This window comes from Salegentibacter sp. BLCTC (genome assembly GCF_015143665.1).
GTDB classification, from domain to species: domain Bacteria; phylum Bacteroidota; class Bacteroidia; order Flavobacteriales; family Flavobacteriaceae; genus Salegentibacter; species Salegentibacter maritimus.
Genome location: NZ_WYEW01000009.1, coordinates 122,832 through 135,809, shown reverse-complemented (window position 1 = coordinate 135,809; position 12,978 = coordinate 122,832). Strand labels below are relative to the sequence as shown.

The following is a 12,978-nucleotide window of genomic DNA, read 5'->3' as shown; positions in this document are numbered from 1 at the left end:
CCGTGCTTAGTAGAGCGATTTGATTTTACGTAGCTTTTCTTTCCAAATCTCAAGCTGTTCTTTTTGGGCTGCTATATTTTTATGAACATCCTGTACCAGCGGGTTATCTTCATCTACATTAGAGAAAAACTGTAAGTTATTCTCCAACTGTCTAATTTCAGCCTTTGTTTCTTCTATTTTCTTAGTTAGGAAATAATGTTCGTTACGAAGTTTTTTATCGTCATCGGCATCGTTTAAAGCCTGTACCTTATTTTCATATTTAAGCATTTCGGCCTTGGTATGATCTACATCAAGCTTATTGAAAAGTTGATCTAAAGCCTTATTGAATTTTCCTTCAATAAAACGCTTGTTATAAGGTACTGATCCTAAATTTTTCCAGTCTTCAATAAACTGTTTTATTTTAGGCAGGTCTTCTTTTTTATCGCCACTAAGTTCAAAAGATTTAACCTGTTCCAGGAGGTCTTTTTTCTTGTCGAAAGCTTCAAATTCTTCTTTGTTCTCTTCTTTGCGCGTTTCGTGCAGGCGTTCAAAATAGTGATTACAGGCTGCTTTAAACTGTTTCCAAACCTTATCGCTATCTTTTCTTGGAACATGGCCTATTTTCTTCCAATCTGCCTGTATTTTTTTCATTAAAGGCGTCACGGTTTTAAAATCCTCACTATCCTTGTTGTCTTCAGCAATTTGAATAAGCTCTTTTTTCTTCTCGAGATTATCGTATTGTTGCTTTTTAAGGTTTTTATAGAAAGCATTTTTATTACGGTTAAATCGGCGAACACTTTGTTTAAAATCAGTCCAGGTTTCTTCATTCTTATTACGTGGTACCTTACCTGCATTAAAGAATGCTTCCCTTAGTGCTTCAATCTCTTTAATCTTCTGTTGCCATTTGTTATGGCCTTTATATTCTTCAGCTGCAATTGCTTTTATCTTTTCGATAATAGCCTGCTTGGCTTTCCAGTTTTCTTCGTAACGCTCATCTAAGGTATTAAAATACTCCTGGCGTTTATCGTGGATTTGCTTGGTAGCATTGCTAAATCGGTTCCAAATATCTTCCCGAAATTCTTTGGCAACAGGCCCAAGTTCTTCTTTCCACATTTTATGAAGCATTTGCAGCTCCCTAAACGCACGGTTTATGTCATTTTCCTGTGCTAATTCCTCAGCGCGGTCAATAACCTTTAATTTTTGATCTAGATTGTGTTTAAAATCCAGGTCCCTAAACTCACGGTTTAAATGAAGAAAATCATAAAAATTCTCTACATGATGGTGATAAGTGTTCCAAACATCGTTGTATTTTTCTCTTGGAATTGGTCCCGCAACGCGCCAGCTATCCTGAAGATCTTTAAAATGCTTGTAGGTGGTATTTATATTTTCTTCCACATCTATAAGCCCCTTTAACTCTTCAATAATTTCCAGGCGTTTGGAAAGATTTTTATTAAGGTCTTGTTTAAGTTGCTTATAATAATTATTGCGTTTCTCCCTATAATCAAAATAAAGGGAATTGAAACGCTTTTTAAGAGGGGTAGAGTAGTGGAAGTCTATAATATTACCGCCATCGGCAAGAAATTCTTCTTTCTTCTCCTCTTCCTCTTCATTAAACTTGGCATTAAATTCGGCACGAATTTCAATAACGTGATCTTTAATGGCCTGTACCTTTTCGTTTTTAAGCAAAGTTTCAAATTCATCTACCAATTGCTCTTTGCTCATCGCATGGTAATCTTTCTTCGGAATATTGTGCCGTTCTGCCTTAGATTCATCTTCACTATCTTCGGCAACCGAGTTGTCTATATGTTCCTGATGGTGTTTAGAGTCCCTTTCTTCCTCTTCAGAAGTTTTTTCATGATCATCATTATCATCTTCAAGAGTCTTATTTTCTACTTCAGATTCAGACTGATTTTCTTCTTGAGGCCGGGTTTGTTTTCGGCTTTCCTCCAAAAGAGCATCATTATCATCGTCTTCTTCGCTATTGGCTTTATTTTCTTCTGAAGTGTTCTTTTTATCACTGGCTTCTGCAATCATGGCATCTTCCAGCTTATCGTCTTCAGTTTTGATTTCAGAAGCAGTTTCTGCAGGTTCAACCACCGTATTATCTGTGGGCTTGGTTGTTTCGTTTTCAGACTTTTCAGAAAATGATTGTTCTGCTACATTTTCATCCCGGTTTTCTACCTGTTGCTTTTCGCTATTCTGAGTTTTTTCAGAATTTTTGGCAGCTTCATTAGAAAACTCCTCTTTATTTTTATCATCTTCTTGCTGAGACATATCTTTCAATGTTAAGGTTCTTGTAAATTAATTAGGCTGAAAGATAGTAACTCCAACAAAATTGGGCAAACAATTCGCTTTTTTTGTAAGATTTAAAATAAAAAAAAGGGCTTTATTTATTCCAAATGCGCCAGGCACTTTCAGCTTGTAATTCAAGCATTTCCAATCCGTTTTTAATTTTGGCTCCCTGTTCTTTTGCCAGGACCAGGAGTTGGGTGGTTTCGGGGTTGTAAATAAGGTCGTAAACCAGGTGTTTGTTGGTTAAATGCTCAATGGGGAATTTGGGATATTTTTCTACGTTGGGGAAGGTACCTACAGGAGTAGTGTTAATTATAATGTTGTGGTCATTAACTATTTCCTGTGAAAGATCCTGATAGCTTAATTTTAGCTCTCCCGAAGTTCTTGAGACAAATTTATAGGCAATTCCCATTTTTTTAAAGGCATATGCTATCGCTTTTGAAGCTCCACCGGTTCCCAGGATAAGGGCTTTTTTATGATGAGGTTTTAGCAAGGGTTTTATAGATTCAGAAAAGCCTATGTAGTCTGTATTGTAGCCAATAAGTTTATTGCCATTTATTTTTATGGTATTTACTGCGCCAATTTCTTCAGCCTCAGGAGCCAGATCGTCCAAAAAATTAATGATTTCTTCTTTGTAAGGAATGGTGACATTCAGGCCTTGTAGGTTTGGTGTCTCTTTTATAACATCCCGAAATTGGTTTATATTTTGTAAATCGAAATTAAGATACTCGGCATCAATATTTTCTTTTTTAAATTTTTTGCTGAAATAAGTTCGGGAAAATGAGTAACTAATATTCTTACCTAATAAGCCAAAAGTTTTCATTTGATTGCGGGTTTTTGGTTTTTCTTTTCGTACCAGGCGAGTCCTAATACAATGAGTATTCCTATTAAGATAAAGAAAATTGCCAACCAGGTTTCAGCTGAAGAAAAAGTTGGAAAATAGCGGTCGTAATAATCTATTACCCCATTCCCCTGGCTATCCAGAATTATTTCCCCTTCTTTATCTAACTTAAAAATTTTTTCTTTCCATGGCCAAACCACTCCAAGTGATCCTGTAATAAAGCCAATTATGGCGGCAAAAGTATCTTTTTTATAATGTTTTAAAACAAAGCCAAGAACATGCGAAAGTGTTACCAGGCCGGCCAGAGAGCCTGCGCCAAATACCAGGAGTACTTCTAAAAGCCTTATTCTTTCCGGATCTTGTGTAAAGCTAAAATCAAGTAAAATTAGTTCAGACAGGGTGTCGTAAAGGGCATTTACCGAGTCTACCAGCAGTAATACATAATTTCCAAATAGAATAAGAATAAAAGATCCCGAAAGTCCCGGCAGCGTCATTCCCGATACGCCTACCATACCGCAAAAAAATACAAACCAAAGATTGTCGTTTTCTTTTGCAGGTTCAAGGAAACTAATGGCTACCCCGGCCAGTATTCCCAGGAAAACAAATATTAGGGAGCGTTTGCTCCATTCGTCAAAATCCTTACTTATGTAATATATAGAGCCTATAATCATGCCGAAGAACGAAGCCCAAACATATAATTCGTAATGAAGAATTAGGTAATCCAGTAATTTTGAAACACTAAAATAGCTAATAAGCATTCCTAAAATAAGTAAGCTTAGGAATCTCCCGTTAGTATAATGAAACAGACTTCTAAATCGCCCATTTATAAGCAATATAAAAGCCTTGTAATTTATTTTTTGAAGTGAATAAATAAATTCTTCGTAAAAACCGGCTACAAAAGCCACAACACCTCCAGAAACACCGGGAACTTTATTAGCAGCTCCCATGGCCAGACCTTTAAGGACTAAAAGTACTTTATCTGTAAAGGTTCTAGTTTGTTGCATGGGTGTTTTCTGAGCTTTTTGCGGCAAAAGTTTCTAAGCCTAGAATTAAGAAAAATCCTGCGAGCATCAAAATAATAGCAACTAATGTTTGTGGTTCTCCATTAAAATTCCATGGTAAAACTGATGCTTCTTTAAGAACAACTTCTTTGTCTCCATACATTTCGGTTTGCAACACATGCTTCCAGGGCCATATTTTATTGAGAGAACCGGCAATAAACCCGGTTAATACGGCAAGTGTAAGACTACTATAATGTACAAAAAGCCATTTAAGGATCTTAGAGAAACTAAGTAACCCAACTACGGCTCCTATAGCAAAAATGCCCAGGGTTTGAAAATCGAAATCGTGTACAGCATCGGTAAGCTTTTTATAGGCCCCCAGTAAAACCAGGATAAATGCACCCGAAATACCGGGAAGTATCATAGCACATATTGCGATAGCTCCAGAGAAAAAGATGTATATGTTACTATCTTTTGCGGCCATAGGGGGCAGGGATACAATATAGAATGCAATGGCTGCACCAATAACCAGGGCCAGTGCTATTTTAAAATTCCATTTGGGAATTTGCTTGCCTACATACCAAATACTGGCAAACACAAGGCCGAAGAAAAAAGACCATATCATTATGGGATGATTTTCCAGCATATATTTCGCAGCCCTCATAAGAGAGAAAAAACTGATAAGGATTCCAGTAAAAAGTGCTAAAATAAAAGGGCCGTTAAGCTGTTGCCACATGGCTTTAAAACCTTTTTCTTTCCAGGTAGTGACCAATGAAAAATTTACACCGCTTATGGTAGAAATTAATTCTTCATAAATTCCGGTAATAAAAGCAATAGTTCCTCCAGAGACCCCGGGAACAACGTCTGCCGCACCCATTGCCATACCTTTTAAAGTTACAGGTAGATAATCTTTAAACCTTTTTCGCATGTGAACAAATTAAAATTCCGGCTCAAAGTTAGCAAAATAACTAAGAGAGATTTATAAAGGAATTTATAATTTGCTTTACACTTTTTCGGTTAAAAACATTTGGAAATAATTCTTCGATAACAATATAATACTCGGCATCTAATTTTAATCCTCTATTCAAATGAAAATAAGCTTTTTCGCCTTCATTTTCACTAAAATATAATCCTGCCAAACGAAATTCAATCTCTGCGGTATTTGGATAAAATTCCACTGCCTGGTTTAGGTTTTTAATTGCGGTATCAAATTCTCCAAGATCTATTAAAATATCACAACGTCTAATCCAGGTCTCCAATTCATAGTTCCCCAGGTCTAAACTTTTTTTATAGCCTTTTTCTGCTTCTTCAAAAAACTTTAGACGATTATTGATTTTGGCGTAGCGTTTCCAATATAGCACATTGTCTTCGTCAATATTTATGGCTTTGTTGATGTAGTACAGGGCTTTCTGGAAATTTTTCTTTTTTATGTAAAAATCGGTGATGGCAATCCAACCTTTATCCAAAAGCGGATCTTCATGTACGCAATCTTTGTAATGTTTAAGCGCAAGCTCATTTAAGCCCAGTTTTTCGAAGCATTTTCCAATTCGTAAATAAGTAAAAGACGTAGGGTCGTCTAATTCTAAGGTTAATCGGTAATTTTCTATAGCTTCGTGATAGCGGCCTAGCTTCTCCAGTACTTTTCCTTTTTCCAGATAAGCGCCAATAAAATACTCATCGCTTATTATCGCAAAATCGAAAGCCGATAATGCTTTTTCATAATTTTTTAAATCAAAATACTGTTTGCCTACCTGGTGCCAGGCTACTTCACAATACGGATTTTTGTCTAAATACATGTTTAGATATGCGATGGCTTCTTTTTTTTGATCCAGAAAATCAAAACAATACATTACATTGTATAAAGCCGAATAATCTTCTTCATCGGCTTCTAAGCATTTCATAAAGCTAAACTTGGCATTTTCAAAGTCTTCAAGGAAGAGATATTCCATTCCAATTAAAGAGTAGATCTCTGCCGGGTCTAGGGTTATATCAAGTGCCATCTTTAACACCTGTATAGCTTTAGCGTGAAGGTCGCGTTTAGAGAGAATTTGTGCTTTTTGAATATAAACTTCTTCGTTAGAAGATTCTAGTTGCTGTAATTCGCTTAGCATAGACTCGGCTATATCCAGCTTATCTTCAAAAACAAGAATTTCAATCTTAAAGAGTTTTAAATTGGTAGAAGTTGGATGTTGCGCCAGGCCTAATTTAACAGCCTTTTTGGCCAGGGCAAATTTCCCGTTCTCTAAATAGTAATTGATAATATCTTCAAATTCGGCCGAATCAAAGAATAAAACATCATTTGTTTTAAGCATAGATTCAAAGCGTGAAAGTGAGAATTTGTTTTCGTCGTTATGGCTTAACTGCATACGTGGGTAATTACGGGATTTCTACTTGCTCACTAAGTGAGACTTAAAATTTTCAACACTTAAATTGAAATTGCCTGATCTTTTAAACTTAATATCTTGAGACGAGCCCAAAGACATTTCTTAAAAATAAAAATGATTATGTTTTAAAAAATCAAAAATCAATATTCTTGTTAACAAATTAATGAACAGTTTGTTGCTGTCTCATTATTTCATCCAATACGTCAATAATGATGCCACAGCCTTCTTTTATCTCCTCTTCCGAAATGGTAAGCGGCGGTGTTATTCTTACTGCCTTTTTTTCGAATAACAACCAGAAAAGTATAAGTTCTTTTTCCTTGCACTTTAAGATTAAATGATTTGTTATTTCTTCAGAATTAGTAATAATAGCAAGCATTAAGCCCATTCCCCTAACTTCTGAAATAAGCGGATGCACCAGTAATTTTCTAAAAAGTTTTTCTTTTTTTAGACTCTCTGCCATTAAGTCTGAACTGGTAATTTCCTTTAAAGTAGCTAAAGCTGAAGCAGCAATTACAGGATTTCCCCCAAAGGTTGTAATATGTCCCATTTTAGGGTTGTCTGAAAGGCTATCCATAATTTGGGCAGATGCGGCAAATGCACCAATGGGCATTCCGCCACCCATTCCTTTTCCTAAAGCAACAATATCGGGAACCATATCAAAATTTTCAAATCCAAAAAGTTTTCCGGTTCGTCCAAATCCAGGTTGAATTTCATCTAAAATCAATAAAGCACCTACTTGTTCACAGCGTTGTTTTATCTTTTTTAAATAATCGTTCTTTGGAAGAATAAATCCGGCACCTCCCTGTATACTTTCCAGAATTACGGCTGCGGTTTTCCTGGTTATTTTTTCCAGATCTTTTTCCTCATTAAACCGAATAAAAGAAATATCTCCCAAAAGCGGCCTAAAAGGCTTTTGGCGTTCTTCGTAATCCATTAAGCTAAGCGATCCCATGGTGTTGCCGTGATAGGCCTGCTGGGCAGCTATAATTTCGGATCTTCCTGTATAACGGCGTGCTAGTTTTAAAGCGCCTTCTATAGCTTCTGTTCCAGAATTTGTGAGATAGGTTTTTTCAAGTGGTTTAGGGTAGTATTTGGCCAGTAAGCTTGCTAATTCTACGGCAGGTTGCTGGGCGTATTCCCCGTAAACCATTACATGTAGGTATTTTTCAGCCTGTGTTTTAATGGCATGAACCACTTTGGGATGGCAGTGGCCTAAACTACAAGCCGAAACACCGGCTACAAAATCCAGGTGTTTTTTTCCGTCAGTAGTAAAAATATAGGAGCCTTTTGCCGATGCTATCTCCAAACCTAGGGGATGTGGAGTAGTTTGCGCCTGGTACTTTAAAAAGTCTTTATTAATTGCCTTCGTCATCTTCAGCTTCGTTCTTGTTGTCTTTTTGTGAGTTTTCTGGCTTTATTAAAGGTGTTGGTACTTTCTTTGAAATGCTATCTTTAACTGTCTTTTTTGCTTCTTCTGCCTTTTCCTTAATTATTTGCGGGCTTTCTTTTAACTGCGGAATACTGTCTTTTACCTTGTTTTGTAAATCTTCCGGCTTTAGCCTGGACTTGTCATTTAGTAGCATCTCATCTCCTTCTTCGCGTTCATCGAAGAATTCGCCTTCTTCTTCAGGTAAAGCTATTCCTTCAATTTTAACCAATTCGGGTTCTGGCTTTCCTTTAAATAAATCTTCCTTAGAAAGTAACCTTTCATCACCACGCCAATTAAAACCAATTAGTTCACGAACATTAAGGGGGAAGTCTTCTTCCGGAGTTAAATTTCCGTCTACGTTCTGGTAATAATAGATATCCTGGATTTCCCGATTTTCAAATAGAATTTTAATAGAACTGGACAGGGTTTTATTTATTCCTATAAGTTCCTGGTCGTTATTACGGCTGTAGTATAGGGTTTCGGTATTTTTGTTGATATCTACCTGGTACAATTCATTATCCTCAAATAAACCAACCAAATCCATTCCTTTTACCTGGTTATAGCCTTCTATAGTGTCTTTCTGAATCAAAAATGCATTATTAAATACCCGCATCGAATCCAGTTGTTCTGTTTTGGTATTGCTTTGTAAATGAATAGTGTCCCCCGTCATTTGGCTAAGTCCGCTCCACAGCACCGGACTTCTTTTTTTATCTACAGAAGAAACCGGGCCGCTGTTTAAGTTAATCATTTTGGTAAGGCCGGTTTCCTGGTTAATATGAACCGAATCGCTTTTGCCACTCATATCGCTTTTAAATAAGCGCACGTCATAAAAACCACGAATAATACGTTTCTCGGGTTTCCCGGTAATCATTATGGTATCGCCATGAATAAAAAGCGAATCATTATCCTGAACGCTGGCTGCTACCGCCCTTTTTGTAATAAAAACAGAATCTTTATCTCGAAATACTTCGGCGTAGTGTCCGGTTACAACACTTTTGTTAATGGTATCAATAACCCGAATGTTATTGGTGGCCGAAGCAAAATTTGTATTCCTATTAAAATATAGGCTATCGCCTTTTACCGTTCTGTTATTGTAATCTATCCTGGAGTTTTTTACGAAATAGCCTGTATCGCCACGGGTATCATAAAAACCGCGTTCACAATACACCGTACTGGTTTCACTCTCAATGGTAGATGAACCATACAGGTATGCGTGCCCGGTTTTTCCATAAAAATCAAGTTGTTCTGAATTTATAACATACTCGGGATTGGTAAGCACTACATCTGAAACAAAAGAATATTTATCCTGCTCCATATAATACCTTCCAATATTACTGTTAATAACCCCACCGGTATCTATTACTTTACCACCACTTCGGTAGTAAGCCTGTTGTTTTAGTCTATCAAAAAAAAGACTGTCAGATTCCAGGGTGGTTTGGGGGCGTTTCATCACTACATCGCCACTGGCAAATGCAAATTGGGAGTTTCCATTATACTCAGCATAGCTACTGTTTAGTTTTACAGTATCGCCTTGCTGCATTCTTACATTTCCGAAGGCTCTAAAAAAATTCTCTTCTTTATAATGAATGGCAAGATCGCACCACACTTCTATACCTTCGTGTTTAAAATACACCTGGTTTTCTACTTTGCTTAAAACAAAAGCTCCTGGATATTTTTCATCCTGGATATTTCTATCGGCACTATAATCAATCTCTTTGGCTTCCTGGGCCTTAACTAAAGAAGGAATGCACAAAGTTACCAATACTAAGAAAAGAATGATTTTTTTCAAGTCTATAATTTTTTCAAAAGTAATTAAAATTTGGGGGAATAATCTTTTTAAGATAAGGAGGTGTACAATAAGATGAACCTTGATTTTTTAATGAGTAACATTTTTTTTAGAAAACTTTAACTCTCTTATAAAAACCGTCATTGCTAAGCATACGTAAATATGGTAAATGATCTCTTGAACAATTCAATGAGGCATTGGATAGAATTTTTTTGGTTTCGAGATAAATCCCGGAGCACAATAGATTATCGAGTAAACAACTAAAAACTTAAATTATGGAAAAACCACGTATTAAGGTAGAAGCAGTAACTGCAAAACCTTCAAAAAACAGGAGTTCAAGACGAAAGTTTCTTAAAATGGGCGGACTCGCCATGGCAGGTTCAGGCTTACTGCTCTATGGATGTAGTGATGATGATATGACCCCAGATCCAACTCCCCCGGGAGAAGTTTTTGATCTTGGGAGTGGCGATGTAGGGATACTAAATTATGCATATGCGTTAGAGCAACTGGAAGCTGCATTTTATACAAAAGTCTTAGATGGCTCTTATTGGGCAGGAGCTACTGCTGAAGAAAAATTGATTTTAGAAGATTTATATGATCATGAGGTTATACATAGAGAGTTTTTTAAAGCTGCAATTAGTGCTAACGCTGAAGCCAGCCAGGTGCTGCCAGAGTTAGAATTTGATTTTAGCGGTGTAAATTTTGCAGATAGAGATTCTGTATTATCAACAGCCAGGGTATTGGAAGATACCGGTGTTGCCGCGTATAATGGAGCAGGTAAATTATTGCAAACTCCAGACTTTTTAGTGATTGCAGGTAAAATTGTTTCGGTAGAGGCGAGGCATGCTGCTGCCATTCGTTCTATTTATTTAGAAGATAATACGGCTTTTGCCGGAGACGATGTTATTGATGCTAATGGGCTGGATCTGGCTAAAGATCCGGAAACAATTCTTGGGGAAGTTGGCGCAACCGGCTTCGTGGTTACACCATTTACAGCCAATAATTTACCTAAATAATCATTTTTAACTTTAAAAAACAATATTATGGATATTATAAAATTTTTAGACGAATTTACTTCAGAAAGTCTTACTAAGAAAGCTTCTTCCAGGCGGGAAATGCTGGGTAACCTTGGGAATTTAGGTAAGAAGGCGGCTATGGTAGCTGTTCCTTTTGGACTTGCTTCTACCTCTGGAAAAGCTTTTGCACAAAGTAACGGGAACGATGCCATAGGTGCGTTACAGCTTGCCCTTACCCTGGAATATCTTGAAGCCGAATTTTATATAAAGGCCCTGGATTCTGGAGTATTACCAAGCGGTGGCAGGGCTGAAGCAGTTTATAACCAAATTTCTAAGCACGAAAGTGCCCACGTAGAATTTCTAAAAGCAGGCTTGGGAGATAACGCCGTAGATTCGCCTGAATTCGATTTTACCGCAGGAGGGGCTTTTGATCCTTTTAATAAGAATAATGATATGGCTTACGCCCAGTTATTGGCGTTGGCCCAGGCCTTTGAAGACACCGGTGTAAGAGCTTATAAGGGTCAGGCAGGGAATCTTATGGGAACCGATTTTCTTACTCCGGCATTGCAAATACATTCAGTTGAAGCAAGGCACGCCTCAGAGATTAGAAGGTTGAGAGCCAATGTTTTAAATGAAAACACCAATGAAAATGCACTAGGCTGGATAAACTTAAACAATAGGGGGCCGGGAATGCCGGAAGCTACCCAGGCTGTTTATGACGGGGAAGAAAATATTATGCAGGGAGGCGTAAACCTGGTAGATGCTACCGGCTTTAGTGCCGAAGCAGTATCACAATCTTACGATGAGCCTATGAGTGGACAGGTAGCTCAACAAATAGCCAGCTTATTCATCGTTTCCTAAGGATGAATAAATAACTTAATTCTAAGTTTTTGTTATAGAGGATTTTGTTATGAAAAAAAGCCGTTTCAATTTGAAACGGCTTTTTGTTTTTTATCTAATAAGATTTTTGATTAACGTGTGATAGTTTGGGTTCTGTCTGGCCCAACTGAAACCACTTTAATCGGAATTTCCAGTTCTTTCTCTAAAAATGCAACATAGTCATTAAACTCTTTAGGAAGTTCCTCTACTTTTGTCATCCCGGTAAGATCGGCTTCCCAACCTTTAATTTCGGTATAAATGGGAGTGATATTTTCTGCTTCAATATTATAAGGCAAGTGGTCAATTTCCTCACCTTTGTAATTATAAGCGGTACATACTTTTAAGGTTTTAAAACCACTAAGTACATCGCCTTTCATCATGATTAACTGGGTGATTCCATTTACCTGTACGGCATATTTTAGAGCTACAAGGTCTAACCAACCACACCTACGCGCACGACCGGTTGTAGCACCAAATTCGTTTCCAACACGTCCCATAGTTTCACCGTCCTCATCAAAAAGTTCGGTAGGGAAGGGGCCACTTCCAACTCTTGTGGTATATGCCTTGAAAATCCCATAGGCCTCACCAATTTTATTTGGTGCAACTCCAAGACCTGTACAAGCTCCAGCCGCAGTAGTGGTAGAAGAAGTTACAAACGGATAGGTTCCAAAATCTATGTCTAATAAAGATCCCTGAGCACCTTCGGCTAAAATAGTTTTACCTTCTTTTTGTGCCTGGTGCAAATAAGCTTCACTATCTATAAAAGTTAGTGATTTAAGAGTTTCTACCGCATTAAAAAATTCCTTCTCCAATTCAGCAAGATCGTATTGCACGTCTACATCGTAGAATTTGATCATTTTCTCATGCTTGTCGGCCAGGGTTCTGTATTTTTCTTTCCAGTTTTCCAGTTCCAGGTCACCTACACGAATTCCGTTTCTCCCGGTTTTGTCCATATAAGTTGGTCCAATTCCTTTAAGGGTAGAGCCAATTTTAGCCTTTCCTTTTGAAGCTTCAGAAGCTGCATCCAGAAGTCTGTGAGTAGGTAGGATTAAATGTGCTTTTCTGGAAATAAATAATTTAGACTTATAATCTATATTATTTTTACTAAGATTATCCAGTTCTTTTTTAAAAATTACGGGATCTATCACCACACCATTACCTACAAGGTTAATGGTTTGATCATGAAAAATTCCTGAAGGAATTGTATGTAAAACGTGTTTTTGCCCATCGAATTCGAGGGTGTGTCCTGCGTTTGGTCCTCCCTGAAATCTTGCAATGATATCGTATTTAGAGGTGAGTACATCAACAATTTTTCCTTTGCCTTCGTCACCCCACTGGAGACCGAGTAGTAAATCTACCGCCATTGAAATC

General features: G+C 37.3%; 10 protein-coding genes. 2 read left to right on the top strand and 8 right to left on the bottom strand.

All coding sequences use genetic code 11. The annotated features are described in order from the left end of the window. Positions 1-6: 6 nt before the first annotated feature. The 7 genes from GUB10_RS12610 to GUB10_RS12580 form a co-directional block, all read right to left on the bottom strand. A complete protein-coding gene (locus GUB10_RS12610) occupies positions 7-2,253 on the bottom strand; it encodes a DUF349 domain-containing protein (protein WP_193711810.1) in 2,247 nt (748 codons plus the stop codon). A gap of 112 nt (positions 2,254-2,365) precedes the next feature. Then, a complete protein-coding gene (locus GUB10_RS12605; protein ID WP_193711809.1) occupies positions 2,366-3,094 on the bottom strand; it encodes a shikimate dehydrogenase in 729 nt (242 codons plus the stop codon). After that, positions 3,091-4,116, bottom strand: a complete 1,026-nt coding sequence (locus GUB10_RS12600) for a DUF368 domain-containing protein (RefSeq protein WP_193711808.1) — start codon at positions 4,114-4,116, stop codon at positions 3,091-3,093. The genes GUB10_RS12605 and GUB10_RS12600 overlap by 4 nt, the downstream gene beginning before the upstream one ends. Then, entirely contained in the window at positions 4,103-5,041 is a 939-nt protein-coding gene (locus GUB10_RS12595) for a DUF368 domain-containing protein (protein ID WP_193711807.1), read from the bottom strand. The genes GUB10_RS12600 and GUB10_RS12595 overlap by 14 nt, the downstream gene beginning before the upstream one ends. Positions 5,042-5,081: 40 nt before the next feature. Then, positions 5,082-6,479, bottom strand: coding sequence for a tetratricopeptide repeat protein (locus GUB10_RS12590; RefSeq protein ID WP_193711806.1), 1,398 nt, complete (start codon positions 6,477-6,479; stop codon positions 5,082-5,084). Between the two features lie 178 nt (positions 6,480-6,657). Further along, the gene (locus tag GUB10_RS12585; protein WP_193711884.1) at positions 6,658-7,857 is read right to left on the bottom strand and encodes an aspartate aminotransferase family protein; all 1,200 of its coding nucleotides are present in this window, start codon (positions 7,855-7,857) and stop codon (positions 6,658-6,660) included. Next, a complete protein-coding gene (locus GUB10_RS12580; protein ID WP_227740394.1) occupies positions 7,853-9,715 on the bottom strand; it encodes an OstA-like protein in 1,863 nt (620 codons plus the stop codon). Before GUB10_RS12580 ends, GUB10_RS12585 begins: the two co-directional genes overlap by 5 nt. Before the next feature lie 272 nt (positions 9,716-9,987). Here GUB10_RS12580 and GUB10_RS12575 point away from each other — a divergent pair, with 272 nt between their 5' ends. Both GUB10_RS12575 and GUB10_RS12570 read left to right on the top strand, forming a co-directional pair. After that, positions 9,988-10,728, top strand: a complete 741-nt coding sequence (locus tag GUB10_RS12575) for a ferritin-like domain-containing protein (protein WP_193711805.1) — start codon at positions 9,988-9,990, stop codon at positions 10,726-10,728. A gap of 27 nt (positions 10,729-10,755) precedes the next feature. Further along, positions 10,756-11,589 (top strand): ferritin-like domain-containing protein, encoded by an 834-nt coding sequence (locus GUB10_RS12570; RefSeq protein ID WP_193711804.1) that lies wholly within the window; start codon positions 10,756-10,758, stop codon positions 11,587-11,589. Positions 11,590-11,699: 110 nt separating this feature from the next. Here the strand turns inward: GUB10_RS12570 and GUB10_RS12565 are convergent, their stop codons facing one another. Further along, the gene (locus GUB10_RS12565) at positions 11,700-12,971 is read right to left on the bottom strand and encodes an adenylosuccinate synthase (protein WP_193711803.1); all 1,272 of its coding nucleotides are present in this window, start codon (positions 12,969-12,971) and stop codon (positions 11,700-11,702) included. Positions 12,972-12,978: the final 7 nt, after the last annotated feature.